The organism is Hydrogenophaga electricum (assembly GCF_030160815.1).
GTDB classification, from domain to species: domain Bacteria; phylum Pseudomonadota; class Gammaproteobacteria; order Burkholderiales; family Burkholderiaceae_C; genus Hydrogenophaga; species Hydrogenophaga electricum.
In genome coordinates this window covers 80,425-106,899 of sequence record NZ_BSPB01000004.1, presented here as the reverse complement: position 1 = coordinate 106,899, position 26,475 = coordinate 80,425, and the positions used below count along the sequence as shown (strand labels likewise).

24 protein-coding genes, 1 tRNA gene and 1 pseudogene are annotated in these 26,475 nt (G+C 65.7%); 9 read left to right on the top strand and 17 right to left on the bottom strand.

All coding sequences use genetic code 11. The annotated features are described in order from the left end of the window. Positions 1-10 precede the first annotated feature (10 nt). Complete coding sequence (locus QQK43_RS04135) at positions 11-529, top strand: sigma-70 family RNA polymerase sigma factor (RefSeq protein ID WP_234265836.1); 519 nt, start codon at positions 11-13, stop codon at positions 527-529. An 8-nt stretch (positions 530-537) separates the two neighbouring features. Further along, a complete protein-coding gene (locus tag QQK43_RS04130; protein ID WP_234265837.1) occupies positions 538-1,257 on the top strand; it encodes an anti-sigma factor family protein in 720 nt (239 codons plus the stop codon). A 14-nt stretch (positions 1,258-1,271) separates the two neighbouring features. Here the strand turns inward: QQK43_RS04130 and QQK43_RS04125 are convergent, their stop codons facing one another. The 14 genes from QQK43_RS04125 to QQK43_RS04060 all read right to left on the bottom strand — a co-directional run bounded on the left by QQK43_RS04125 (position 1,272) and on the right by QQK43_RS04060 (position 18,723). Next, positions 1,272-2,387: an enoyl-CoA hydratase/isomerase family protein gene (locus QQK43_RS04125; protein ID WP_234265838.1), complete on the bottom strand. Its 1,116-nt coding sequence runs from the start codon at positions 2,385-2,387 to the stop codon at positions 1,272-1,274. Between the two features lie 21 nt (positions 2,388-2,408). Beyond that, positions 2,409-3,434 (bottom strand): DMT family transporter, encoded by a 1,026-nt coding sequence (locus QQK43_RS04120; RefSeq protein ID WP_284306794.1) that lies wholly within the window; start codon positions 3,432-3,434, stop codon positions 2,409-2,411. A 28-nt stretch (positions 3,435-3,462) separates the two neighbouring features. Then, on the bottom strand, positions 3,463-5,289 hold the full coding sequence (gene typA, locus QQK43_RS04115; RefSeq protein ID WP_234265840.1) for a translational GTPase TypA: 1,827 nt from the start codon (positions 5,287-5,289) through the stop codon (positions 3,463-3,465). Then, positions 5,286-6,257, bottom strand: a complete 972-nt coding sequence (gene truB, locus QQK43_RS04110; RefSeq protein ID WP_284306793.1) for a tRNA pseudouridine(55) synthase TruB — start codon at positions 6,255-6,257, stop codon at positions 5,286-5,288. The genes typA and truB overlap by 4 nt, the downstream gene beginning before the upstream one ends. A gap of 1 nt (position 6,258) precedes the next feature. Continuing rightward, entirely contained in the window at positions 6,259-6,630 is a 372-nt protein-coding gene (gene rbfA, locus QQK43_RS04105) for a 30S ribosome-binding factor RbfA (protein ID WP_234265842.1), read from the bottom strand. Between the two features lie 3 nt (positions 6,631-6,633). Next, the gene (infB, locus tag QQK43_RS04100; RefSeq protein WP_284306792.1) at positions 6,634-9,504 is read right to left on the bottom strand and encodes a translation initiation factor IF-2; all 2,871 of its coding nucleotides are present in this window, start codon (positions 9,502-9,504) and stop codon (positions 6,634-6,636) included. Positions 9,505-9,535: 31 nt separating this feature from the next. Then, positions 9,536-11,035, bottom strand: a complete 1,500-nt coding sequence (gene nusA / locus QQK43_RS04095; RefSeq protein WP_284306791.1) for a transcription termination factor NusA — start codon at positions 11,033-11,035, stop codon at positions 9,536-9,538. A 96-nt stretch (positions 11,036-11,131) separates the two neighbouring features. Further along, on the bottom strand, positions 11,132-11,710 hold the full coding sequence (rimP, locus tag QQK43_RS04090) for a ribosome maturation factor RimP (RefSeq protein ID WP_284306790.1): 579 nt from the start codon (positions 11,708-11,710) through the stop codon (positions 11,132-11,134). Positions 11,711-11,886: 176 nt separating this feature from the next. Continuing rightward, on the bottom strand, positions 11,887-12,108 hold the full coding sequence (locus QQK43_RS04085; RefSeq protein WP_234265846.1) for a DUF2788 domain-containing protein: 222 nt from the start codon (positions 12,106-12,108) through the stop codon (positions 11,887-11,889). 20 nt (positions 12,109-12,128) lie between these two features. Continuing rightward, complete coding sequence (locus tag QQK43_RS04080) at positions 12,129-12,929, bottom strand: DUF2189 domain-containing protein (RefSeq protein WP_284306789.1); 801 nt, start codon at positions 12,927-12,929, stop codon at positions 12,129-12,131. Positions 12,930-13,036: 107 nt separating this feature from the next. Beyond that, complete coding sequence (locus tag QQK43_RS04075; RefSeq protein WP_284306788.1) at positions 13,037-14,653, bottom strand: ABC transporter ATP-binding protein; 1,617 nt, start codon at positions 14,651-14,653, stop codon at positions 13,037-13,039. A gap of 4 nt (positions 14,654-14,657) precedes the next feature. Further along, complete coding sequence (locus tag QQK43_RS04070) at positions 14,658-15,689, bottom strand: ABC transporter permease (RefSeq protein WP_284306787.1); 1,032 nt, start codon at positions 15,687-15,689, stop codon at positions 14,658-14,660. A 13-nt stretch (positions 15,690-15,702) separates the two neighbouring features. Then, positions 15,703-16,725, bottom strand: a complete 1,023-nt coding sequence (locus QQK43_RS04065; RefSeq protein ID WP_234265850.1) for a microcin C ABC transporter permease YejB — start codon at positions 16,723-16,725, stop codon at positions 15,703-15,705. A gap of 153 nt (positions 16,726-16,878) precedes the next feature. Further along, complete coding sequence (locus QQK43_RS04060) at positions 16,879-18,723, bottom strand: extracellular solute-binding protein (RefSeq protein ID WP_284306786.1); 1,845 nt, start codon at positions 18,721-18,723, stop codon at positions 16,879-16,881. Between the two features lie 39 nt (positions 18,724-18,762). Here QQK43_RS04060 and fabI point away from each other — a divergent pair, with 39 nt between their 5' ends. Next, the gene (gene fabI / locus QQK43_RS04055; RefSeq protein WP_234265851.1) at positions 18,763-19,560 is read left to right on the top strand and encodes an enoyl-ACP reductase FabI; all 798 of its coding nucleotides are present in this window, start codon (positions 18,763-18,765) and stop codon (positions 19,558-19,560) included. A 19-nt stretch (positions 19,561-19,579) separates the two neighbouring features. Continuing rightward, positions 19,580-20,479: a DNA ligase gene (locus tag QQK43_RS04050; protein WP_284306785.1), complete on the top strand. Its 900-nt coding sequence runs from the start codon at positions 19,580-19,582 to the stop codon at positions 20,477-20,479. 21 nt (positions 20,480-20,500) lie between these two features. Here the strand turns inward: QQK43_RS04050 and QQK43_RS04045 are convergent, their stop codons facing one another. Continuing rightward, entirely contained in the window at positions 20,501-20,722 is a 222-nt protein-coding gene (locus tag QQK43_RS04045; protein ID WP_234265853.1) for an HP1242/YdcH family protein, read from the bottom strand. A 40-nt stretch (positions 20,723-20,762) separates the two neighbouring features. Then, entirely contained in the window at positions 20,763-23,045 is a 2,283-nt protein-coding gene (locus tag QQK43_RS04040) for an arginine/lysine/ornithine decarboxylase (protein WP_234265854.1), read from the bottom strand. 181 nt (positions 23,046-23,226) lie between these two features. On the opposite strand from QQK43_RS04040, the gene QQK43_RS04035 reads away from it, so the two are divergent. The 4 genes from QQK43_RS04035 to QQK43_RS23450 all read left to right on the top strand — a co-directional run bounded on the left by QQK43_RS04035 (position 23,227) and on the right by QQK43_RS23450 (position 25,156). Continuing rightward, complete coding sequence (locus tag QQK43_RS04035; protein ID WP_234265855.1) at positions 23,227-23,652, top strand: NfeD family protein; 426 nt, start codon at positions 23,227-23,229, stop codon at positions 23,650-23,652. 24 nt (positions 23,653-23,676) lie between these two features. Next, positions 23,677-24,594 carry an SPFH domain-containing protein gene (locus QQK43_RS04030; RefSeq protein ID WP_284306784.1) on the top strand — a complete coding sequence of 306 codons (918 nt, stop codon included), beginning with the start codon at positions 23,677-23,679 and terminating at the stop codon, positions 24,592-24,594. 43 nt (positions 24,595-24,637) lie between these two features. Then, positions 24,638-24,727, top strand: a tRNA-Ser gene (locus QQK43_RS04025). Between the two features lie 168 nt (positions 24,728-24,895). Next, on the top strand, positions 24,896-25,156 hold the full coding sequence (locus tag QQK43_RS23450; RefSeq protein WP_370465214.1) for an Arm DNA-binding domain-containing protein: 261 nt from the start codon (positions 24,896-24,898) through the stop codon (positions 25,154-25,156). 188 nt (positions 25,157-25,344) lie between these two features. On the opposite strand, the gene QQK43_RS04020 is transcribed toward QQK43_RS23450, so the two are convergent. Continuing rightward, positions 25,345-26,103 carry a hypothetical protein gene (locus tag QQK43_RS04020; protein WP_284306783.1) on the bottom strand — a complete coding sequence of 253 codons (759 nt, stop codon included), beginning with the start codon at positions 26,101-26,103 and terminating at the stop codon, positions 25,345-25,347. Between the two features lie 158 nt (positions 26,104-26,261). Between QQK43_RS04020 and QQK43_RS04015 the strand changes: the two are divergent. Further along, positions 26,262-26,403, top strand: a pseudogene (locus QQK43_RS04015) (IS3 family transposase); the annotation flags it as partial. Positions 26,404-26,475: the final 72 nt, after the last annotated feature.

The window sequence follows — 26,475 nt, the reverse complement described above, 5'->3', positions numbered from 1 at the left end:
CGGGCACGCCGTGGAACAGGACCAGTTGCTCCAGCACCTGCCAGCCCTGAGGCGCTATGCCCGGGCGCTGACCGGTGATGCCTGGGCCGCCGACGATCTGGTGCAGGACACCCTGGAGCGCGCCTGCAGCCGCTGGCGGCTCTGGCTGGCGGGCTCCGACCTGCGGGCCTGGCTGTTCACGGTGATGCACAACACCTACCTGAATGGGCGCCGCTCGGCGCTGGCACGCCCCGTGGCGGTGGGGGTCGATCCCGAAGACACCGATCTGCCCGGACCGGCTTCGCGGCGCGACGACCTGCTGGACCTGCAGCGTTGCCTGCTGCTGTTGCCCGACGAGCAGCGCTGCGTGCTGTTGCTGGTGGGCATGGAGGACATGCCGTATGCCGACGTGGCGCGTGTGCTGGGCATTCCGCTCGGCACGGTGATGTCGCGCCTGTCGCGCGCCCGAGCCCGTTTGCGCGAACTCATGGAGGCGCCAGCCCGCCCGGCGCCCACCACCGCGCCGGCGCCGCTGCGACGCCTCAAGTAAGCCCCCCCATGAAAGACCTTCACGCGCCCTTCTCTGCCGACACGGCCGAAACCGAGGCCTGGGCACAACAGGATGCCCTGCTGCAGACGCTGCACGCCGACTCGGTGCGCGAGCCGCTGCCCGAGGCTTGGGTCGCCCAGGCGCGGCAGGCAGGCGCCAGCCGCGCCCGCGCGCGACGCATCGGACGCGTGGGAGCAATGACGCTCATGGTCGTGCTGGCTTTTGCCTCGGGCTGGTGGTCGCATGGCGACCTGCCCGCCAACAGCCCGGCCCTGATGGCCCGCCACTTTGCGCAGGATGCAGCGCTCGCACACGCGGTCTACACGCCGGAGACCCGGCATCCGGTGGAGGTCACAGCCGCGCAGCACGACCACCTCGTGCAGTGGCTCTCGCGCCGCCTCGGACGCTCCTTGCAGGTGCCCCACCTGAAACCCTTCGGGTACCAGCTCGTCGGCGGCCGGTTGTTGCCTGGCGACGAGGGGGCACGGGCGCAGTTCATGTTCGAAAACGACCGGCAGCTGCGCCTGACGCTTTACATCGGTGGCCTGCCGTCAGAGGACAGCGCCGAGACCGCCTTCCGGTTTTCCGACGACCGGGGCGTGGCGCGTTTTTATTGGGTGGAGCAAGGCACCGGCTATGCCCTGGCCGGCGCACTGCCCCGGGCCGAACTGCTCGCGCTCGCCCAGACCGTGCACCAGCAACTGTCAGCGGCGTCCCCCGGCTCCTGAGCCCGGGCCCGCTTTCAAGCCAGGCCGCGCAAGGGGTGGGCGTGGGCGGGCCAGGGGCTGTCGAAGAACGCCGCCACGTCGGCGGCTTGTACCGCTTCGATGCGATCCGGATTCCAGCGCGGTTGGTGGTCCTTGTCCACCGCCAGCGCTCGGATGCCTTCCACGGTTTCGCTGGCCACGCCGGGGCGGAGGTGGAAACACCGGCGCACCATGTCGCGCTCCATGCGCAGATCCTCGGCCAGGCCCATGCCACGGGCACGGCGCACCTGTTCCAGCACCACGTGCAGCATCAACGGCGAGCGCTTGCGCAACAGCGCGGCGGTGTCGCGGGCCCAGTCGCTGCTACCCCCCTCCAGCGCCTGGACGATGACCATCACGCTGTCCAGCGCGAAAACCCGGTCGATCTCGGCCAGCGGCCAGGCGGCAGGCGCCACGTTCTTGAGCGCATACGTGCGGCACCAGCGCTCGACCGCTTCGCCGGTTTCGAAAGGCGTGGTCCCGAGGCTTTCCCACAGCCCCACCAGCCGGCCGGTGTCCACCACGATGTCGGCGAGCCCGGCTGCCACCGCCTCGTTCGCACCCAGCACCAGGCCAGTGAGCGCCAGGTACTCACCAAGCCGCCCGGCGCAGCGGCTGAGGAAGAACCCCCCGCCCACGTCCGGGAACAGGCCGATGTTGGTCTCCGGCATGGCCAGCCTGGAGCGCTCGGTCACCATGCGCAGGCTGGCCCCCTGGCTCACGCCCATACCGCCACCCATGCAGATGCCGTCCATGAAGGCGATGTAGGGCTTGGGGTAGGTGTGGATCAGGTGGTTGAGCGCGTACTCCTCGGTGAAGAAGTCCTCGAGCGTCGGGTCGCCTGCCAGCGCCGCCTGGTGAAAGAAGCGGATGTCGCCCCCCGCGCAGAAGGCACCGAACGGCCCCTCCTTGCCCATGCCGCGGATCGTCACGGCCAGCACCTGGGCGTCGTCACGCCAGGCCAGCAGCGCGGCCGTGATGTCGCGCACCATGGCCAGCGACAGCGCGTTGAGCGCCTTGGGTCGGTTGAGGGTGAGGCAGCCAACGCGGCCCCGGACTTCAGCGACCACAAAGGCTTCGGGCGCGGACGGTGAAACGGCAGGGGTGTTCATGGCAAGGCTCCTCGGTGGTCTTCAGGGTCGGGGGCCATGGTGCCGGCCCTCGGATTGCAAAGTCTGGATACGTGGGGTGCCGCGCCGGCTGTGCCAGCCCAGCCACTCGTTGAGCACCAGGGCGGCGATGACCACACCACCGCCCGTGAGCACCGCATGACCGGGCGCTTCGCCCGCGCCCAGCCACGCCAGCAAAATGCCGAAAATCACCTCCAGCAGGGCCAGCAGCGAGACTTCCGGGGCCTTGAGTGCACGCGCGCAGACCACGGCCAAGGCACATGGAATGGCCAGTTGGAAAAGACCCAGCAGCGCCAGCCAAGCAATGTCCTTCCCCGTGGCGTGGAAAGGCCAGGCCAGCGGCAGCGTCGCCAGGGTCGAGATCAGCGCACCCAGCAACACGGAAGGCACCAGATCGATGCGCTGCCCATGCGACTGGCTGCGCTGCACGACGGTCCAGTTGACGGAGGCGGCCACAGGAACGCAGGCGGCAATGAGCGTACCGGCCACCAGCGCCGAGGCGCTCACGCTGTCGTCCCGCAGCGCGCCCAGCCACTGTGCGCCGTACATGTAGACAATGCCCAGACCGGCGGCCACGATGGCGCCCCAGGTGCGCCAGGGCAGCGACTGGCCGATGGCAAAGCGAGCCACGAGTGCCGTCAGCAGCGGCGCGGCTGCCATGATCACCAGCACGTTGGCGACGCTGGTGAAGGTCAGCGCCAGCATGAAGGCGGTGAACATCACGCTCCAGCAGACACCGGAAATCCAGAAAGCCCGCGCACCAGGCTGCACGCCCCACAGGCGCTGCAAGCGCCCCGATGCCGGGTCATCCGGTAGCAGGCCAGCCGCGCGGTCGGCGGCTCGCCACCAGGGCAGGATCACCAGCAACGAGAGCGCGGTGAAGACACTGCGCCAGAAAGTCACCTCGAAACGCGCCGCACTTTCGAGTTGCCGTGCCACCACCCCGGCGATCGACCACATCAGGGTCACCGCCACCATGAGAAAGACCGCCTGGGTGTGCGTCAGGCGGCTGAGCAGTTGAAACGGCATGGTGAGCTGCGCGGCGGGCGCCCGCGGGTCAAGCCTCCTTGGAGGCGCGCTTGCGGTCGTGTTCCTTCAGGTGACGCTTGCGCAGCCGCACACTCTTGGGCGTGATCTCGACCAGTTCGTCGTCATCGATGAATTCCACGCCGTATTCGAGCGTCAGCTCGATGGGGGGCGTGATCTTGATGGTGTCTTCCTTGCCGCTGACGCGGAAGTTGGTCAGCTGCTTGGTGCGGGTGGCATTGACCACCAGGTCGTTCTCGCGGCTGTGGATACCGACGATCATGCCTTCGTACACCGGGTCACCGGCCTTGACGAACATGCGGCCGCGGTCGTCCAGCTTGCCCAGGGCATAGGTGAAGATTTCACCGTCGTCCATGGAGATCAGCACGCCGTTCTTGCGCCCGCCGATCTCGCCTTTGTGCGGCTCGTAGCCGTCGAAGATGTTGGCGATCAGGCCGGAACCGCGCGTCAGGTTCAGGAACTCGTTCGAGAAACCGATCAGGCCCCGGGCCGGAATGCGGTACTCCAGGCGCACACGGCCGCGACCATCGGGTTCCATGTTGACCAGTTCGCCCTTGCGTTCACCCAGGGCCTGCATCACACCACCCTGGTGGCCTTCTTCGATGTCGGCGGTGACCAGCTCGATCGGCTCGCACTTGACGCCGTCGATGTCCTTGAACACCACGCGCGGCTTCGACACCGCCAGCTCGTAGCCTTCGCGGCGCATGTTTTCCAGCAGGATGGTCAGGTGCAGTTCACCGCGGCCCGACACTTCGAAAATGCCGTCCTCGTCGGTTTCCTTCACGCGCAGGGCCACGTTGTGCTGCAGTTCCTTCTGCAGGCGGTCCCAGATCTGGCGGCTGGTCACGAACTTGCCTTCGCGCCCCGCCAGCGGCGAGGTGTTCACGCAAAAGTTCATGGTCAGCGTGGGCTCGTCCACCTTCAGCATGGGCAGCGGGCTCGGGTTGGCCGGGTCGGTCAGGGTCACGCCGATACCGACGTCCTCAATGCCGTTGATCAGCACGATGTCGCCGGGGCCAGCCGCTTGCACCTGGATGCGGTCCAGGCCCTGGAAGGTCAGCACCTGGTTGACACGGCCCTTGAACTGCTTGCCGTCCGGGCCTTCCATCACCAGCACGTCCATCGCCGGCTTGATCGTGCCGGCGCTGATGCGGCCGACACCGATGCGGCCCACGAAGCTGTTGTAGTCCAGCGCGGAGATCTGCAGCTGCAACGGAGCGGAAGCGTCCCCGGTGTTTGGCGGCACGTGCTTGAGCACCGTGTCGAACAGCGCCGACATGTCCGGGCCCCACTGCTCACCCGGTTCGCCCTCTTCCAGCGACGACCAGCCGTTGATGCCCGAGGCGTACACCACGGGGAAATCGAGCTGTTCGTCGGTCGCCCCGAGTTTGTCGAACAGGTCGAAGGCGGCGTTGATCACCTTGTCGGGGTTGGCGCCGGGCTTGTCGACCTTGTTGACCACCACAATGGGCTTGAGACCCAGCGCCAGCGCCTTCTTGGTCACGAAGCGCGTCTGCGGCATCGGACCTTCCTGCGCATCGATCAGCAGCACCACGCCATCAACCATCGACAGCGCGCGCTCCACTTCACCACCGAAGTCCGCGTGCCCCGGGGTGTCGACGATGTTGATGTGCGTGCCCTGCCAGCTCACGGCGCAGTTCTTGGCCAGGATGGTGATGCCCCGTTCGCGTTCGATGGCGTTGTTGTCCATCACCGTGTCCACGACTTTTTCGTGGTCGGCGAAGGTGCCCGACTGGCGCAGCAGTTGGTCCACCATGGTGGTTTTGCCATGGTCGACGTGGGCGATGATGGCGATGTTGCGGATCTGTTTGCTCATGTTGCAGGTTCCAGGATTTGCTGTATTTCGGTGGGGCTCAGCAGCCGCCCCGGGATGAGTTCGCCGGCCTGGGTGTGGGCGCTGCCCAGCAGCACCGCGCCCGGACGGGTGGAATCGGCCGGCGGGCCGTACACGGCCACATGCGGCGCATCGGGCCAGGCACCCCGGCGGCGCATGCCGCTGAGAAAACGCCCGGCATTGTCGGCATCGAGCGTGACGCCCGTGTGATCGGCAAGCAAGGATTGCACCGGCAGCAGCCGCTGCAGGCGCTCGGCTTCGGACATCGCCTCCAGCGCCTCGACCGTGAGGCACTGCTCGGTGCTGAAAGGGCCCGTCTGCACGCGGCGCAGCATCGTGAGATGGCCACCGCAGCCCAGGGCCTCGCCCATGTCTTCTCCGAGCGTGCGGATGTAGGTGCCCTTGGAGCAGCGCACGCGCAGGCGCAGGCTGGGGGCATCACCCTGCAACTGCATGTCCAGCAGTTCCAGGTCGTGGATGGTCACGCGGCGCGGCGCGCGCTCGACCGTTTCGCCCTCTCTGGCGTATTCGTAGAGGGCCTTGCCGTCCTTCTTGAGCGCGCTGTGCATCGGAGGAACCTGCTCGATCGGTCCGGTGAAACGGTCCAGCACCTCGACCACCTGCCCGACCGTGCAGGTCACCGGCCGCGTCTGAACCACTTCGCCCTCGGCGTCTGCCGTGCTGGTGCGCACGCCCAGGCGGACGACGGTTTCGTAGGTCTTGTCGGCATCCAGATGCAGCTGGCTGAACTTGGTGGCAGCGCCAAAACACAGCGGCAACACCCCGGTGGCGAGTGGATCGAGCGTACCGGTGTGACCGGCTTTTTCGGCGCGCAGCAACCACTTGGCCTTTTGCAAAGCCTGGTTGCTGGAGAAGCCCAGCGGTTTGTCGAGCAGCAGAACCCCGTGCACGGGGCGACGCTGCACCCGTGCACGAGGAGCAGCCGTCATCTCAGTCCTCGTCCTTGGAACGGGAGGCCACGGCCTTGGCGATCAGGGCGTTCATGTCGGCCGCACGCTCGGTGGTGCGGTCGAACACGAAATGCAGCGTCGGCACGGTGTGGATGTGCAGGCGCTTGAACAGGCCACTGCGCAGAAAGCCTGCGGCCGCGTTCAGGCCGTCGGCCGTCTCTTCCGGGTTGCCGGTCAGCAGGCTGAAGAACACCTTGGCGTGCGCGTAGTCGGGGGTGACCTCGACCGCGTTGATGGTGACCATACCCACCCGCGGGTCCTTGAGTTCGCGCGCGATCAGCTCGGCCAGATCGCGCTGGATCTGGTCGGCCACGCGGAACCCGCGGTTGGGAACGGAGGACTTCTTCGCCATGGTTTACAGCGTCCGGGCGATTTCCTTGACCTCGAAGAACTCCAGCTGATCACCTTCCTTGATGTCGTTGTAGTTCTTGAGCTTGATACCGCACTCGAAGCCTTCGCGCACTTCGCGGACATCGTCCTTCATACGCTTGAGCGATTCGAGTTCGCCCGTGTAGATGACCACGTTCTCGCGCAGCAGGCGGAAATGCGCGCTGCGGGTGACGAAGCCCGAGGTGACCATACAGCCGGCCACGGTCCCGATCTTCGAGGCCACGAACACGGTGCGGATCTCGGCCGTGCCGATGTCTTCCTCGCGCTTTTCGGGCGCCAGCATGCCCGACATCGCCGCCTTCAACTCGTCCACGGCGTCGTAGATGATGTTGTAGTAGTGGATGTCGACATCGTTGCCCTCGGCCAGCTTGCGCGCGCCGGCTTCGGCCCGCACGTTGAAGCCGATCACGATGGCGCCGGAAGCGATAGCCAGGTTGACGTCGGACTCGCTGATGCCGCCCACACCGGCATACACCAGTTGCACCCGCACCTCTTCGGTGGAGAGCTTGAGCAGCGACGTCGAGAGCGCTTCCTGCGAACCCTGCACGTCGGCCTTGACGATGATGGGCAGGGTCTTGACCTCGCCCGCCGACATGTCGGAGAACATGTTCTCCAGCTTGGCGGCCTGCTGCTTGGCCAGCTTGGTGTTGCGGAACTTGCCGGCGCGGTAGGTGGCGATTTCACGGGCCCGGCGCTCATCGGCCATGACCATGAATTCGTCGCCCGCCTGCGGCACCTCGGCCAAGCCCTGGATTTCCACCGGGATCGACGGGCCGGCTTCCTTGGCCGGCTTGCCGTTCTCGTCGAGCATGGCGCGCACGCGGCCAGAGGTCTGGCCTGCCAGCACCACATCGCCCACCTTGAGCGTGCCGGACTGCACCAGCACGGTGGCCACGGCGCCACGGCCCTTGTCCAGACGTGCTTCGATCACCAGGCCCTTGGCCATGGCATCGACCGGCGCCTTGAGCTCCAGCACCTCGGCCTGCAGCAGCACCTGCTCCAGCAGATCGTCGATGCCCATGCCCGTCTTGGACGACACGGCGATGAAGGGCGAATCGCCACCGAACTCTTCGGGCACGACTTCTTCGGCCACCAGCTCGGCCTTCACGCGTTCGACGTTGGCGTCCGGCTTGTCGGCCTTGGTCATGGCCACCACGATGGGCACCCCTGCCGCCTTGGCGTGCTTGACCGCTTCCTTGGTCTGCGGCATCACACCGTCATCGGCGGCGCAGACCAGAATCACGATGTCGGTCGCCTGCGCACCGCGAGCCCGCATGGCCGTGAAGGCCTCGTGACCCGGGGTGTCGAGGAAAGTGACCATGCCCCGCGGCGTGTCGACGTGGTAGGCGCCGATGTGCTGCGTGATGCCGCCAGCTTCGCCCGCCGCCACCTTGGCGCGGCGGATGTAGTCCAGCAGCGAGGTCTTGCCGTGGTCGACGTGGCCCATGACGGTGACAACCGGCGCGCGCGGCGCCTGATCGGCATCGTGGTGCGCCATTTCCTCTTCGGTGAAAGCCTCCGGATCGTCCAGCGCCGCCTGCACCGCCTTGTGGCCCAGTTCTTCGACCACGATCATGGCCGTGTCCTGGTCCAGCGGCTGGTTGATGGTGACCATCTGGCCCAGCTTCATCAGGTGCTTGATCACCTCGGACGACTTCAGCGCCATCTTGTGCGCCAGCTCGGCCACGGTGATGGTTTCGGGCACGTGGATTTCCAGCTGCTTGAACTCGGTCGGTGCTGCGAAGGACGACTGGTCGCGGCTGTCGCGGTCGCCCTTGCGCCCGCCGCGCGGACCCGAGCGCCAGTTGCCCCGGCCCGACGAGGTGTCGCCCCGGGTCTTGATTTCCTTCTTCTTGGCAGCGTCGTCTTTCCAGGTCGAAGACAGGTTCTCCGACTTGACTTCCTTCTTGCCACCTGCACCGGCGGCCGCGCCAGCGGTCGCACCGGCCGGCTTGGCCGCGCCCGGCGTACCGGCGGGCTTGTGCAACGTGCCCTTGATGCCGGCCTTGGCTTCAGGCGGCGGCTCCGGCTTCTTGGCCACCAGCGTGCGTGCCGGGGCAGCCATCATCGCGCGGATGTTGGCCGCTTCGGCCTCGGCCTTGCGGCGGCGCTCCAGCAGTTCGGCGGCGCGCTGCTCTTCCAGGCGCTTCGCTTCGGCGGCCTGGTCTGCCTGGGCCTTGGCAGCCTGGGCACGGGCTTCTTCCTGCGCCTTCTGGCGGGCTTGGGCCTCGGCCTGATCCGATTCGGAAGCAGGCGCGGCCTTGCTGGCAACCTGTTCGGCGGCCTGGGCCTGGCGGGCCTTTTCCTGGGCCGCAGCCTCTGCTTCGGCAGCCTGGCGGGCCAGTTCGGCCTGACGGGCTTCTTCCGCTTCGCGCTCCTGGCGTTTGCGCGCCAGCTCTTCTTCCTGACGGCGCAGCAGTTCGGCCTGGCGGCTGGCTTCCTCTTCCCGGCGTGCCAGTTCGGCCTCGTCGATCACGGGTACCGCCGGCGCTGCCGCCACGGGTGCGGATGCCTCAGCCGGTGCGGACGGCTCGTCGTCGCGCTTGATGAAGGTGCGCTTCTTGCGAACCTCGACCTGGATCGTGCGGGCGCGCCCGGTGGCATCGGCCTGCTTGATTTCGGTCGTGGACTTCTTGACCAGCGTGATCTTCTTGCGCTCGCCCCCGGCAGTGCCATGCGCGGCCTTGAGGTGTTGCAGCAAAGATTGCTTGTCGGCTTCAGTGACGGTGTCGCCGCCCGAGCCCTTGGTCACGCCTGCCGCAGCCAGTTGTTCCAGCAGCAGGTTGGTGGGGCGATTCAGTTCGGCAGCGAGTTCAGCGACGGTGGTACTTGTCATAGGTGGGGTTCTCCGCTCGTTCCTCCTGGGTTCAGTGCGATGCCGGCGTTTCGTCGCCGCTGAACCAGTGCGCGCGGGCCTTCATGATCAGGGCCGTGGCTTCTTCGGGGGTTTGACCGGTGATGTCAGTCAATTCGTCGGTGGCCAGGTCGGCCAGTTCGTCGCGCGTGTGCACGCCACCGTCCGCCAGTTTGGCGATCAGCTCGGGCGTGATCCCATCGAGGTCTCGCAGGTTCTGCGACACCTCTTCCACGCTTTCTTCCTTGGCGATTTCCATCGTCAGGAGCACATCCTTGGCGCGGGCGCGCAGCTCGTTGACCGTGTCTTCGTCGAAGGATTCGATTTCCAGCATTTCCTGCAGCGGCACATAGGCCACCTCTTCGAGGCTGGTGAACCCTTCCTCGATCAGGATGTCGGCGATTTCCTGGTCCACGTCCAGCTTGGCCATGAACACCTTGCGGATGCCGTCGGCTTCCTCGGCCTGCTTCTGGGCCGATTCGTCGGCGGTCATGATGTTGATGCGCCAGCCGGTCAGCTCCGACGCCAGGCGCACGTTCTGACCACCGCGGCCGATGGCGATGGCGAGGTTTTCCTCGTCCACCACCACATCCATGGCGTGCTTCTCTTCATCGACCACGATCGACTGCACGTTGGCCGGTGCCAGCGCACCGATCACAAACTGGGCCGGATCGTCAGACCACAGCACGATGTCCACGCGTTCGCCAGCCAGTTCGTTGGTGACGGCGTTGACGCGCGAACCCCGCACACCGACGCAGGTGCCGATGGGGTCGATGCGCTTGTCGTTCGAGAGCACGGCGATCTTGGCGCGCGAGCCTGCGTCACGGGCGCAGGCTTTCATTTCGAGCAGGCCCTGCTCGATCTCGGGCACTTCCTGGCGGAACAGCTCGATCATGAAGGCCGGCGCGGAGCGCGACAGCAGGATGGGCGCGCCGCGCAGCGTCAGGTCCACCTCCATGATCATGGCGCGCACGCGGTCGCCGGTGCGGAAGTTTTCCTTCGGAATCATTTCCGAGCGCTTCAGGCGCCCTTCCACGCGGCCGCTTTCGACGATCAGGTCGCCCTTGTCCAGGCGCTTGACCGTGCCCACGAAGATCTTGTCGCCACGGCTCATGAAGTCGTTGAGCAGCATTTCGCGCTCGGCGTCGCGGATCTTCTGCAGGATCACCTGCTTGGCGGCCATGGCGCCAATGCGGCCGATCGGCACGCTTTCGACCGGTTTTTCGATGTAGTCGCCCACCTCGATATCCGCGATCTCGTCGCGCGCATCGGTCAGCAGTTCTTCGGCATCGGGGTTCTGCAGCCCCGCCTCGTCGGGCACCACCAGCCAGCGACGGAAGGTTTCGTAGGCGCCGGAATCCGGGTCCATGGCCACGCGGATGTCCACTTCGCCCTTGTACAGCTTCTTGGTGGCCGAGGCCAGCGCCTGCTCCACGGCGCCCAGCACCACGTCGCGCTCGACGTTCTTTTCGCGCGAGATGGCATCGATCAGCATCAACATTTCGCGATTCATTTCACTCGCCCACCTTTCCAGTTTTCTTTTTCCAGGTACGTCAAATCGGGTATCGGAGGTTCTGGCCCAGCCAACCCTCCCGGGTCCACTCGGGGCTCAGGCGCCTGCGGCGCCCCGCCCCTTGAAGCTCACCAGCGGCGCCAGACGCGCCTGCTGCAATTCGTCCAGACGGAAGGTCAGCGCCTGCAACGGGGCCTGCACCCGCTTCTTGCTCACGCGCTGACCCGGCTTGACCGGCGGCTCATCGCTCCAGACGATGCGCCACTGGCCCTCCTCGTCGGCGCGCTCGAGCGTGCCGCGGAATTTTTTGCGGTTGGCCGCCACCTCCGTACCGGTGGCGCCGATCGGCGCCTTCAGGGTGATGTCAATCACCTGGCCGGTGAAGCGCAGGAAGTCGTTCTGGTGTCGCAGCGGGCGGTCGATGCCTGGTGAGCCGACTTCCAGTCGCCGGTAATCCACGTTTTCCACTTCCAGCAGATACTGCAGTTGCCGGGTCACGGTCTCGCAATCCTCCACCGTCACAAACTGCTCCACGCTGGCGGCCTGCCCCTCGGCCGGCGGCTCCCAGGGCAAGTCGATGGTCACCCGCAGCAAGCCACCGGCAGAACGTTCGAGGTCCACCAGATCGAAGCCGAGTCCGGCCACGGTTTGCGCAACGGTTTCTTGCCAGGCCATCGGTTCGTGAAGCGCCTTGAATGTGGTTGAGAATGCAACAAGGCCCCCGAAACGGGCGCCCCAAAAAGGTGAAAAACGTGCGACCAAAAAAAATGGGCCGGTAGTAACCCGCCCATTTGGTCGTGAAGCTCGTATTGTAACCTGTTCGGCAACGCACTGGCAAGCCAATTGCTTTATCAGATACCCAGGATCCACTGAATCACGTTTTTGGCGATGAAGCCCAGCATGCCCAGCGACAACACCAGAAACAGGATGAAGGTGCCGAACTTGCCCGCCTTGGCCTCCAGCGCCAGGTTCAACACGATGAACAGCATGTAGAGAATGAAGGCACCGACACCAAAAGTCAGGCCGAACTGGGCAATCTGCCCCTCTGTGTAGCCAAAAATCGTGTTTTCCATGGGTTCGGGATGGCGGCAGCTCAGGCGGGCGCCGACTGGGTGACATGGCCGCTGGCCGGGCGGCGTGTGAGATCGCAGTAGGCGTGCCAGCTGGCGTGCGCAATCACGGGCACCAGCACCACCAGGCCCAGCAGGGCCGTGACCATGCCCAGGCCGATCAGAAGGGCGATCATGACAGCCCACAGCACCATGGGCACGGGATGATCGGCCACCGCGCGCCAGCTCTCGGCCACGGCCATGCTGACCGGCACACTGGTGTCCACCAGCATCGGAATGGCCACCACACTGGAGGCGAACACCGGTGCGGCCAGCAAGGCGCCCAGCAGCAGCCAGACTTCGAACAGGCCCAGTTCGCGCGCCAGCACCACATGGCGCAGGAAATCGACCGGCTGCCGGATGGGTTCGGCCGACCAGAGCGTGATCAGGCCGGCCGAGGTGAGCACCCAGCCCGTGCCGGCCAGCCCGAGCAACAGCCCGAACCGCACCAGGCGACCGTCGCCCGAGCGCCACAGCCCGGCCACCTCGCCCAGCCCGGCTCGCCGGCCCGCACCAGCAGCCCGGCTCACGTGGTAAAGCCCGGTGGCCAGAATCGGTGCCACGATGAGAAAGCCCGAGAACGCGCCCGCCAGGAGCCAGAAGCGGTCATGGACCGCCCAGAGCAACAGCCAGCCAAAAGCCGCCAGCAGCGCGCCGTGCACGAGGCCGGGCAAGGGGTTGCGGCGAAAGTCGGCCCAACCCAGCGCCAGCCAGCGCCAGGGCGAGTGCAGGCCCACAGGAATGGGGCCGGGTGTTTGGGACGAAAGGGCGGAAGCGGAAGTCATGGCCATCGGTAGCAGGCGAAAAAGCCGCATGCCGGCACGGAACCCGGGTTTATAGACGGTGTGCCAGCATGGGGGATTGACGAAAATCAACCCGAAAAATAACCGACTCAGGCGGCAGCCTGTACCAGTGTTTGCGTGTAGGGGTGCTGTGGCGCGCGCAGCAAGGCCCTGCACTCACCCCGCTCCACCACCTGGCCGTCCTTCATGACCACCACCTCGTGCGCCATGGCCCGGATCACGTCGATGTCGTGGGTGATGAGCAGGTAGCTCAGGCCGCGTTCGCGCTGCAGGCGCTGCAGCAAGGCCAGTACCTGGCGCTGCACGGTCACGTCCAGCGCGCTGGTGGGCTCGTCCAGCACCAGCAGCGAGGGCTGCACCACCAGTGCCCGCGCGATGGCCAGGCGCTGACGCTGCCCGCCCGAAAACTCGTGGGGATAGCGCTGCAACCAGTCGGCGCCCCCATCGGCGGTCGGTGCGAGACCCACATCGGCCAGGGCGGCCAGCACGCGTTCGCGGCGCTGGCCAGCATCCAGCCCCGGTTCGTGGATGCCCAGGCCCTCCCCCACGATCTGCTCCACGGTCATGCGCGGCGAGAGCGAAGAAAACGGATCCTGGAAAACCACCTGCACCTGCCGGCGCAACGCACGCAACTGCCCGGCCCGGGCGGCTGCCTGCCAGTCCTGCCCGACAACCTGCAGCTGACCCTCGCAAGCCTGCAGGCCCAGCGTGGCCAGCGCCAGGGTGGATTTTCCGGAGCCGGACTCACCCACCACGCCCAGCGTGCGCCCCGGCGGGACGGCCAGATCGACCCCTTTCACGGCGGTGAAACGCCCGGCGCGGAACCAGCCCGCCAGGCCGGGCTGCGGCACGGGGTAATGCACGGTCAGGCCTTGCGCCTGCAGCACCGGCCGGGCATCGGCTGGCACCGGGTCTTCGCAGACGTTGCGCACCGGTCGGCTGTCCAGCAATTGCCGGGTGTAGGCGTGTTGCGGCCTGGCAAACACCTCGGCCACCGCGCCCTGCTCCACCAGATGCCCCTTTTCCATCACCGCCACGCGATCCGCGAAGCGGCGCACCAGGTTGAGATCGTGCGTGATGAGCAGCACGGCCATACCGTGCTGGCGTTGCAGATCGGACAGCAAATCCAGGATCTGGCCGCGCAAGGACACGTCCAGCGCCGTGGTGGGCTCGTCGGCCAGCAGCAGCCGGGGCTGGCTGGCCAGTGCCATGGCGATCACGGCGCGCTGGCGCTGGCCGCCGCTGAGCTGGTGCGGGAAGGCGCGGGCCCGCCGCGCCGGCTCTGGAATGCCGGTGGACGCCAGCAACTCCACCGTGGCCGCAGTTGCCTGGGCACCCGTGAGACCACGCTTGAGTTGCAGCACTTCAGCAATCTGGTCGCCCACCGCATACAGCGGGTTGAGGGCGGTCATGGGCTCCTGGAACACCACGGCGATGTCGCCGCCACGCACGCCACGCAGCGCGCGCTCGTTCAGCGTCAGCAGGTCGCGACCGTCCAGCAGCGCCTGCCCCTGCACGGTCGCGCCCTGCACCAGCCGCAACAGGCTCAGGGCGCTGACCGTCTTGCCGGAACCGGATTCACCGACCAGCGCGAGCTTTTCCCCCGCATGCAGGTCGAAACCGATGCCGTGCACCACCGGACGGCCCCGAAAGGCCACGCGCAGATCGCGCACCTGGAGCAAAGGGGAAACGGCTGTCTCTGTCATTTGGTCAGTCCTGCTTGCGCGGGTCGAGCGCATCGCGCAGCGCATCGCCCATGAAGGTCAGCAGCAGCAGCGTGAGCACCAGCACGCCGAAGGTGGACAGCGAGATCCACCAGGCGTCGATGTTGTTCTTGCCCTGGCTCAGCAACTCGCCCAGCGAGGGCGTGCCCGGTGGCACCCCCAGCCCGAGGAAATCCAGCGAGGTGAGCGCCAGAATGGCCGCGCTCATGCGGAACGGCAGGAAGGTGACCACCGGCGTCAGGCTGTTGGGCAGCACGTGGCGCCAGATGATCTGCCCGTTGCTCAGCCCCATGGCCCTCGCGGCGCGCACGTAATCGAGCTGCCGGTTGCGCAGGAATTCGGCCCGCACGTAGTCGGACAGGCCCATCCAGCCGAACAGGCTGAGCAGCACCAGCAACAGGCCCACGCTGGGCGCGAACACGGCCGAGAAGATGATCAGCAGGTACAGCTCGGGCATGGAGCCCCAGATTTCGATGAAGCGCTGGAACGCCAAATCGGTCTTGCCGCCGAAAAAACCCTGGATGGCGCCCGTCACGATGCCCAGCACGGTGCCGATGGCGGTGAGCGCGTGCGCGAACAGCACGCTGACGCGAAAGCCGTAGATCAGTTGCGCCAGCAGATCGCGCCCGCGGTCGTCGGTGCCGAACCAGTTGTCGGCGGTCGGCGCCGACGGGTTCGGTGCCTTGGCAAAGTAGTTCAAGGTGTTCGGCCCGTAGGGGTTGGGCGCGTAGACCGCCCAGTTGCCGTCTTTGGCCAGTTGCGCACGGATGAAGGGGTCCAGGTAGTCGGTGGGCGTGTCGAAGTCGCCACCGAACACGGTCTCGGGGTAATCCTGGACCAGCGGCACGTAGAGCTGGCCTTCGTAGCGCACCAGCAGCGGGCGGTCGTTCGAGATCAGCTCGGCCATCAGGCTGAGCATCACGAGCGCACAGAACAGCAGCAAGCTCCCATACCCCAGGCGGTTGCGGCGAAAGCGCTGCCAGGCCCGGCGCGAAGGTGAAAGGGATGTGGTCGTCATGGCCCGTCGGCGCTCAATCGAATTTGACCCGGGGATCGACCCAGACGTAGCACAGGTCGGACACCAGCTTGGTCACCAGCCCGATCAGCGTGAACAGGAACAGCGTGCCCAGCACCACCGGGTAATCGCGCCGGATCACACTTTCGTAGCTCAGCAGGCCGAGGCCATCGAGCGAAAACAGCGTTTCGATCAGCAGCGAGCCGGTGAAGAACGCCCCCACGAAGGCGGCCGGGAACCCGGTGACGATGGGGATCAGCGCGTTGCGCATGACGTGCTTCCACAGCACGCTGCGCTCGCTCAGGCCCTTGGCACGCGCGGTCATCACGTACTGCTTGCGGATTTCTTCCAGAAAGGCATTCTTGGTCAGCATGGCCGTGACGGCGAAACTGCCCAGCACCATGGCGGTGATCGGCAGCGTGATGTGCCAGAGGTAGTCCACGACGCGGGCGCCCCAACTCAGCTCGTCCCAGTTGGCCGAGGTCAGGCCGCGCAGCGGAAACCATTGCAACTGCCCGCCGAAGATCACCAGCAGCGCCACCCCCAGCACAAAGCCCGGGATGGCGTAGCCCACCAGCACCAGCAGCGTGGTCACCAGATCGAAGCGCGAACCGGCGCGCACCGCCTTGGCCACCCCCAGCGGTACGGCCACGCCGTAGCTGATGAGAAAGGTCCAAAGCCCCAGGCTGATGGACACCGGCAGCTTTTCGGCAATGAGCTCACTCACCGACTTGTTGTGCATGAAGCTGGTGCCCAGATCGAAGCGCGCAAAACGGCCCAGCATCTCCCAGAAGCGCTGGGTGGCGGGCTTGTCGAAGCCGTACAAAGCCTTGATCTCGTCAAGCCGCTTCGGGTCGACGCCTTGCCCGCCCCGGTAGCTGAAGGCCCCGCTGTCGCCGCCAGCGCCTGCACGGGCTTCGGCCAGGTACTGCTCCACCGGCCCGCCGGGCACAAACTGGATGACCACGAAAGTCAGCAGCAACACCCCGAACAGCGTCGGGATCATAAGCAACAGGCGTTTGAGAATGTAGACCCACATGGTCAATTTGTAACCGATCTCAGAGGCCGAAGCGGGGTGATCCGGCGCGAATGGAAGCCGTCCAGAACGCCGCGGAACCGGCTTTACCGGGCCGCCAGCGCTGCCCCTTGAGGGGCGGAGTGGCTGCGCGCAGCGAGCAAGCGATGGGGGTGGTCACCGTGACCACCAGGTGTCGATGGCCCAGTCCTCACCCGTGGCGTAGGGCGGCATCTGCGCCGGATGCGCGAGCCGCCAGGCGTTGTAGACCATGCGGTGCGTGCTGGCCGACCACTGCGGGATCAGCACGTGGCTGTGCGAGATCACGCGGTCCAGTGCTCGGCAGGCGGCCAGAAAATCGGGCTGGGTCGATGCGCTGCCCAGGCGGGCGATCAGCGCGTCCACGGCGGGGCTGCTGACGCCGGCGAAGTTGCCCGAATCGTCGGTCCTGGCCGCCTGGCTGCCAAACAGGTCAGCGTATTCCGCGCCGGGGTTGTGCGTGCCACCGTAGGCGATGGAGATGATGTCAAAGTCGAATTTCCGCAGACGCTCCTGGTACAGCGCGAAATCCACGGGCCGAAAGCGCAGGCGAATCCCCAGCTTTTCCAGGTTGCGGATCCACGGGGTGACCACGCGGGCACCGGTCTCGGCGCTGTCCAGATACTCCAGCACCATCGGCTGGCCCTGGGCGTCGCGCAGCGCGCCGTCGCGGTACTGCCAGCCTGCCGACTTCAGCAGGGCCTGCGCCTGGCGCAGGTTGTCGCGCAAGGAGCGGTCTCCATCGGTGCGGGGGGCCTGGTAGGCTGGCCCGAAAACCGCTGGGGGCAACCGGGCCTTCCACGGTGTCAGCAGCGCCAGCTGGTCGGCGTCCGGCGCGCCCTGCGCCGCACAGGCGGTGTTGCCGAACAGGCCCTGCACGCGCTGGTAGGCGCCGTAGAACATCTGGCGGTTCATCCACTCGTAGTCCATCGCCAGGCCCAGCGCCTCGCGCACGCGGATGTCGTCCAGCGGCTGGCGCCGCGTGTTGAGCACATAACTCTGGAAGCCCGTGGGCAGGCTGTGGCGAAATTCGGCCTTGACCAGTTCACCGGTGTCGAAGCGCTTGCCGTTGACGCGCCGGGCCCAGTCACCGGCTGAAAAAAAACGCATCAGGTCGAACTCGCCGGCCTTGAGCGCTTCCAGGCGCGCCGTGTTGTCCTTGTAGATCTTGACGGTGATGCGGTCGAAGTTGGCGGTGCCGCGGCGCACCGGCAGATCGCGCGCCCAGTAATTCGGATCGCGCACATAGGTGATGTCCTTGCCGAAGCGCACCGTGCCGATTTTGTAGGGGCCGCTGCCGATCGGCGTGTCCATCACCACCTGGTCGAACGGCTTGCCGGCGCCCCAGGCGCGGCTGAATACCGGCAGCCCCCCCACGATGAGCGGCAGCTCGCGGTTGGGCAGGCGGAAGCGGTAGCGCACGGTGCGATCGCCCAGCACGTCCATGCCGGCCACATCGGCCAGCAGCGTCTTGTAGGCGGGCGACGTGTGCGGGCCCATCAGCGTGTCGTAGCTGTGCTTCACGTCGGCGGCCAGCACCGGCCGGCCATCGTGGAAACGCGCCTCCGGCCGCAGGCGGAAGGTGGCCGACAGGCGATCGGGCGCCACCACCACGTCTTCGGCCAGCAGGCCATAGCCCGAGCCGGTTTCGTCGAGCGAGCCAGTCAGCAGCGTGTCGAACATCAGCGACGACAGGTAGGCCGGCGCCGTCCCGCGCAGCGTGAACGGGTTGTATTTGTCGAAGGTCGACACCCGCAGATTGCTCACCAGCCGCAGTTCACCGCCTTTGGGAGCGTCGGGATTGACGTAATCGAAATGCGCAAAGCCCGGCGGGTATTTGGGCTGCCCCCAGAGCGCATAGGCAGACGCCGCCAGTGCTGGGACTGCGCCACAGGTGACCCCTGCGGCGATCACCACGCCGGCCAGCGCCCGGAGACGGGCTGCCAGGCGGGCCAAGGGTCGCTTCAGACACAAAAATCGCATGCGACAATTCTGGCCGAAATCACCAGAGGAACCTCCGCAATGGGCTTTCTTCAAGGAAAAAGACTGCTGATCACGGGCGTGCTGTCCAACCGCTCCATCGCCTACGGCATCGCCAAGGCCTGCCATGCGCAAGGGGCCGAGCTGGCTTTCAGTTACGTGGGGGAACGCTTCCGCGACCGCATCACCGAGTTCGCGGCCGAATGCGATTCGTCGCTGGTTTTCGAGTGCGACGTGTCGGACGATGCGCAGATCGAACGGCTGTTCAGCGAACTCGGTCAGGTCTGGCCGCGGTTCGACGGGTTTGTGCACAGCATCGGCTTTGCCCCGCGCGAAGCCATCGCGGGCGATTTTCTCGAGGGCCTCTCGCGCGAAGCCTTCCAGGTAGCGCACAGCATCAGCGCCTACAGCTTCCCGGCGATGGCCAAGGCGGCCCTGCCCTACCTGAATGAACGCGCATCGCTGCTCACACTCAGTTACCTGGGCGCCATGCGGGCCATTCCGTACTACAACACCATGGGCCTGGCCAAAGCCAGCCTTGAAGCGTCGGTGCGCTACCTGGCGGAGTCGCTCGGGCCACGGGGCATGCGTGTCAACGGCATCAGCGCCGGCCCGATCAAGACCCTGGCCGCCAGCGGCATCAAGGACTTCGGCAAGTTGCTGGCGGTGGTCGCTGCCGCCTCGCCAATCCGGCGCAATGTGACCATCGAAGAAGTGGGCAACGTGGCGGCGTTTCTGCTGTCGGACCTGGCCTCGGGCGTGACGGCCGAAATCACCTACGTGGACGGCGGCTTCAGCCAGACCGGCGGCATGAGCCGCGACAGCGAAGGCGTGCTCTGAGCACGGTGCGCAGGGTCCGATGATCCGCCGCCGTGCTCTGGTCCTGCTGCTGGCCTGCCTGGCCAGCCTGACGCTCTCGACCCCTGGTCACGCCCAGGCCACCGACGGCACCGCCCCCACCCGGCCGGCCCTCATGCTGGCCAACGTTTACCACCCGAGCATCGACATCAGCGCCTACTGGGTCAGCGAAAAATACGACGGCGTGCGTGGGTACTGGAACGGCCGCCAGCTCATCACCCGTGGCGGCGAGGCGATCCAGGCACCCGCCTGGTTCACCGCTGGCTGGCCCACCGAGGCGATGGATGGCGAACTCTGGGCTGGGCGCGGACAGTTCGAGTGGGCGCTGTCGACTGTGCGGCGGCAGACGCCCGACGATGACGCCTGGCGCCGCATCCGATTCATGGTGTTCGACCTGCCAGACCACCCCGGCGTGTTCGACGAGCGCCTGGCGCACAGCCAGACGCTGATCGCCCGCGCCGGGCAGCCCTGGCTGGAAGCCGTGCCGCAGACCCGCGTGCGCAACCGAGCCGACCTGATGGCCCGGCTCGACCGGGCCGTGCTCGAAGGGGCCGAGGGCCTGATGCTGCACCGGGGCGATGCGCCCTACCGAGGCTTGCGCAGCGACGACCTGCTCAAACTGAAAACGCACGACGACGCCGAAGCGCAGGTGCTGGAACACCTGCCCGGCCAGGGCAAATACACCGGGCAGATGGGCGCCCTGCTGGTGCGCACGCCGGACGGACGCCGCTTTCGCCTCGGCAGCGGCTTCACCGATACCCAGCGCCGCGAGCCGCCGGCCATCGGCACCTGGGTGACTTACCGCTTTCGCGGGCTGCACGGCAGCGGCCTGCCGCGTTTTGCCAGCTTTGTCCGCGAGCGGCCCAACTACCAGCCTGAAGCCGCCGAAACGGCCCGTTGAACCGCCGAAGGCGCAGCCCGGTCAGGCGTTCGCGCTGACCTGCTTGAGGTGCTGGTAAATCTGGTCCTTGATCGCCAGCTTTTCCTTCTTGAGCCGCTCGATCTCCAACTGGGTGCCCGGCTCGATGTGGGCTTCCTTGTTCTTGATCTCCTGATCCAGCGCGTTGTGCTTGTCGAACAAGCGGGTGAAGTGGTGATCGTGCCCCTTGATCTGGGTGATCAGGTCGCGGTATTCAGGGAACATCCGGTCTCCTTGTCGGTGAGTGAATCCGTACGGGAGCAGGTTACCCCTTTTTCACACAGTCGGCAAAGTAACGAATGGTGCCGTCGGCCGCCACTTCCTGCACCAGGCCGTGGATGTCGGTTTCGAAACCCGGGCATTCGCGCGCGAACTCGCGGTTGAACTTGAGGTAGTCGACGATCTTCTTGTTGAACACCTCGCCCGGAATCAGCAGCGGAATGCCCGGCGGGTACGGCGTGACCAGACTCGTGGTGATCCGGCCTTCCAGCTCGTCGATCGCCACACGCTCGGTGGTGCGATGGGCGATGTGGGCAAACGCGTCGCTGGGCTTCATGGCTGGCGTCAGGTCGCTCAGGTACATGTCGGTGGTCAGACGGGCCACGTCGTACTTGGCGTAGAGCTGGTGCACGTGCTGGCACAGATCGCGCAGGCCCATGCGCTCGTAGCGCGGGTGCTTGGCGCAGAACTCCGGCATGATGCGCCACATCGGCTGGTTCTTGGCGTAGTCGTCCTTGAACTGCTGCAGCGCCGTCAGCAGCGTGTTCCAGCGGCCCTTGGTGATGCCGATGGTGAACATGATGAAGAAGCTGTACAGGCCCGTCTTCTCCACCACCACACCGTGTTCGGCCAGGAACTTGGTCACGATGCTGGCGGGGATACCGGTGGCCGCGAAGTCGCCCTTGAGGTTCAGGCCCGGCGTGACGATGGTGGCCTTGATCGGGTCCAGCATGTTGAACCCCGGCGCCATGTCGCCGAAGCCGTGCCAATCTTCCTCGGTGGCGGTGTCGTCCTTGCCGCGGTTGAGCACCCAGTCGGTGGCCTGCCCCACGCCCTCTTCGGCCAGTTCATCAGGGCCCCAGACCTGGAACCACCATTCACCGGTGCCGAATTCGGCTTCCACCTTGCGCATGGCGCGGCGGAAATCCAGCGCCTCGGCAATGCTTTCTTCCACCAGCGCCGTGCCGCCGGGCGGCTCCATCATGGCGGCGGCCACGTCGCAGCTCGCGATGATGCTGTACTGCGGGCTGGTGCTGGTGTGCATCAGATAGGACTCGTTGAACAGGTGCCGGTCCAGCTTGGTGTTCTGCGAGTCCTGCACCAGCACATGGCTGGCCTGGCTGATGCCGGCCAGCAGTTTGTGGATCGACTGCGTGGCGTACACCACCGACTGCTGCGGCCGCGCGCGCTTCTTGCCCATGGCGTGGTAGGTGCCATAGAACGGGTGAAACGCCGCGTGCGGCAGCCACGCCTCGTCGAAGTGCAGGTTCTCCACGTAACCGTCGAGCATGTGCTTGATGGTTTCGGTGTTGTAGAGCACGCCGTCGTAGGTGGACTGTGTCAGCGTCAGGATGCGCGGCTTGACCTTCTCGGCGTCAACACCGGCCAGCAGCGGGTTCGCGCGGATCTTGGCCTGGATCGCCTCGATCTCGAATTCGCTCTGCGGGATCGGGCCGATGATGCCGTAGTGGTTGCGCGTGGGCTTGAGAAACACCGGCACCGCGCCCGTCATGATGATGCTGTGCAAGATGGACTTGTGGCAGTTGCGGTCCACCACCACCACATCGCCTGGCGCCACCGTGTGGTGCCAGACCATCTTGTTGCTGGTGCTGGTGCCGTTGGTCACGAAATAGCAGTGGTCGGCATTGAAGATGCGCGCCGCGTTGCGTTCGCTGGCGCCGATGGCGCCGTTGTGGTCGAGCAGTTGGCCCAGCTCCTCCACCGCGTTGCAGACGTCGGCGCGCAGCATGTTCTCGCCGAAGAACTGGTGGAACATCTGGCCCACCGGGCTCTTGAGGAAGGCCACACCGCCCGAATGGCCCGGGCAGTGCCAGGAGTAGGAGCCGTCTTCCGCGTAGTCGAGCAGCGCCTTGAAAAACGGCGGCTGGATGCCTTCGAGGTAGCTCTTGGCTTCCCGAATGATGTGGCGCGCCACGAACTCCGGCGTGTCCTCGAACATGTGGATGAAGCCGTGCAGCTCGCGCAGGATGTCGTTGGGCAGGTGGCGGCTGGTCTTGGTCTCGCCGTAGATGTAGATCGGCACCTCGGCATTCTTGCGCCGCACTTCTTCGATGAAGGTGCGCAGGTTCAGCACCGCCGGGTCCAGGTCCGGCCCCTGGCTGAACTCCTCATCGTCGATCGACAGGATGAACGCGCTGGCGCGGCTCTGCTGCTGGGCGAACTGGCTCAGGTCGCCGTAGCTGGTCACGCCGACCACTTCAAAACCTTCCGATTCGATGGCCTGCGCCAACGCACGGATGCCGAGGCCGGAGGTGTTCTCCGAGCGGAAGTCCTCATCGATGATGACGATGGGAAAGCGGAATTTCATGGCGTTCTCCGAACTGGCACTGTCGCCGCGCGCAAAATTGGGATCCAAGGAAGCCGCGAAGTGTACGGAAAACCCGTGACACGGCGCAGGAACCGGCAGCGATCCGTTGCAGAATGTCGTCAGACTGGGCACCGGGCCCGCAGCCGTGCCTTCACAACATCATTCAAACAGGAGAGGAACCATGGCCGACTCAACACTCTGGTGGCTGCTGGCGGGCGGGCTGGTGGTGCTGGAACTGCTCACCGGCACCTTTTACCTGCTCATGCTCGCCATCGGTGCCGCGGCGGGTGCCGTCGCTGCCCACCTCGGTGCCGGCCAGACCAGCCAGGTCGTGGTCGCTGCCATCGTCGGTCTGGCCGCGGTGCTCGGCGGGTACTTCGCTCGCAAGCGCCGCCCGGGCGATCCGTCGCCGCGCAGCCTGCGCAGCGTCAACCTCGATGTGGGCGAAATCGTGCACATCGAACAATGGCACCCGGACGGCACGGCCAGCGTCAAATACCGGGGAGCCCAGTGGGGCGTGATGCTGCGCCCCGGCCAGGCTCCCGTGCCCGGCAACTACCGCGTGGCCGAACTTGTGGGCAACCGCCTGCTGGTCGACAAGGCCTGAAACCCGCTACCCAGAGAGGAATCCATGGAAATCGCCATCCTGCTGCTCGTCGCAGCCGCCATCTTCATCACCCGCGCCGTCAAGGTCGTTCCGCAGCAGACGGCCTGGGTCGTCGAGCGCCTGGGCAAGTACCAAGCCACCCTGGCACCGGGCCTGAACATCCTGGTGCCCTTCATCGACAGGGTGGCCTACAAGCACAGCCTCAAGGAAATCCCGCTGGACGTGCCCAGCCAGGTCTGCATCACACGCGACAACACCCAGCTGCAGGTGGACGGCATCCTGTACTTCCAGGTGACCGACCCCATGCGGGCCAGCTACGGCTCGTCCAACTACATCATGGCCGTGACCCAGCTGGCGCAGACCTCGCTGCGCTCGGTCATCGGCAAGCTGGAACTCGACAAGACCTTCGAAGAGCGCGACATGATCAACGCCAGCGTGGTGTCGGCCATCGACGAGGCCGCGCTCAACTGGGGCGTGAAAGTGCTGCGCTACGAGATCAAGGACCTCACCCCGCCGGCCGAAATCCTGCGCGCCATGCAGGCCCAGATCACTGCCGAACGCGAAAAGCGCGCCCTGATCGCCGCCTCCGAAGGCAAGCGCCAGGAACAGATCAACCTGGCCGAAGGCGCGCGTGCGGCCTTCATCGCCAAGTCGGAGGGCGAAAAACAGGCCCAGATCAACAACGCGCAGGGTGAGGCCGCTGCCATCACCTCCGTGGCCGACGCCACGGCCGGCGCGATCGAACGCATCGCCGCCGCCATCCGGCAACCTGGCGGCGAACAGGCGGTGCAGCTGAAAGTGGCCGAGCGTGCCGTGGACGCCTACGGCAAAGTGGCTGCCGACGCAACCACCACCCTCATCGTGCCCGGCAACATGACCGAGGTTTCCGCCCTCATTGCGTCGGCCATGAAGATGGTCAACACCGGCAAAGCCGGCGCCTGATCCCGGAAACAGCCCGCAAGCCTGCTACAATCGCAGGCTTCGCGGAGAGGTGGATGAGCGGTTTAAGTCGCACGCCTGGAAAGCGTGTGTGGGCTAATCCCCACCGCGGGTTCGAATCCCGCCCTCTCCGCCACAGATCAGTCCAAGGACCTCCACCAGAGTCCAAGAGACACACAAAAAAGCCCGTTATCCCCTAGGAAGCGGGCTTTTTTCTTTCCAGGATCGTCCACGTTGGTTCATTGACAGCCAGTCATGCGCGGGGGTATTTTTGGGGGTACTGAGGCGGGGACCTGGGGGTATCGTGCTCCCCCGCCCCGAAAAGTCCGCCGTACCGCTGGTTGAAACGGCCATTCGACAAACCAAACCCGGCCCCAAGCCCACTAAACTCCGTGATGGAGCGGGCCTGTGTCTGTTGGTCAACCCCATTGGGTCCAAGCTGTGGCGGTGGAAGCACCGTTATCTGGGCAAAGAAAAGCTGATGCCTTTAGGGCAGTGCCCCAACGTTACGCTGGCACAGGCCCGCCAGTCACGAGACGACGCTCACCAGCTCCCAACTGTGTGATCCAGGGCACCGATCCCATGGAACAGAGACGGCGGACAAAGTGACCGCACAGGCTGCAGCCAATGGCTCTTTCGAGGCCGTCGCTCGCCAGCGGAGGGTGCACTGGGAATCTATCTGCCCGGGGGCACCGCCCGTCATGTGACAGGCGGTGTCATTGGCATCCGGGAATCCGCCCCGCCAATACAGGATCAGTTCGGTGTCCAGGTGGCGCCGTAGGAGTTGCTGCCGTTGGCGCTCTTGTACTGAAGCTTGAATGCCTTGTCGCCAGCAGCCCTCGGCAGCAGCTTGTAGCAATGAACTTCACTGTCGATGTGACAGAAATCTCCATCAATCTCCTGCCACGTGCCTTGACGGAGCTTGTCACCCCGTTCGAAAAATTTGCCGTTGGCTTCCAGGAGGTAGGTGACCGGAGCCCACTTGAGTTCGGCATCGAAGTCCACGGTGTAGACACCGGGCGGAATGACTTTGCCCGTGCGAACCGGCTCCTTCTTGACCAGCGTGACGGACGCCTGCCCGGGCTTGTTCTGCGTCTGTCCGGCTTTGTCCTTCATGCTGAACCAGTACTCGTACTTGACCTTATCAAGATCCAGCCACTCAAAACGAATCTGCTTGCCACCGGGCAGTTCGCAATTGATGTTCGCATTGCCCTTGCCGCCGGACCGGGTGATGTTGTTGCACGCCACCTTCTGTGCCTCAGAGCCGCCACGCCCTTCATTGGCATGGATGTACGTGAAGCCGTCGGCCGTGCGCAGCAGTTCGACTTCGCTACCTTTGTTCTGTGGGATGGGCGTACCCTTGACAAACTCCCCCGAGGGGATCCCCACAAAGGAAGTTCCGATGGGCAAAGCTTTGACATCATCCGGGGACACGGTGGCCGCGAAAACGCCTGCGGGCAGGCAAAGACCGAGGCTAAGGCCGAGGGTGGCGAAGGGGTGCCGATTATTCATAGGGTAGTAGTCTCCGAAGGAGCTGCGTTGACGAATTGGATAGCCTCTCGGGTCCGTCAATAGCAATGCGTTTGTGAACAGACTAGAGAGCATTGAGTCTAGCAGCGGAAAGGAAAATCAACCGTTGTCGACGACACCATCGTGCCGGTCGAAACAGCAAGGTCTGGAAGCAGCTCAACCGCGAAGGCATCGCCATTGCCCGCTGCACGGTCGAGCGGCTGATGCGGCTGCCTGGGTTTTCAGGGCATACGCCGTGGCAGGGTGGTGCGCACCACAGTCAGCGACGCTCGTGCACCATGCATACCGCCTGCAGAGGCCGAGGCAAACTACTACCGGCAATTAGCCTCCATGGTGGTGGCCTGACTTAAATCA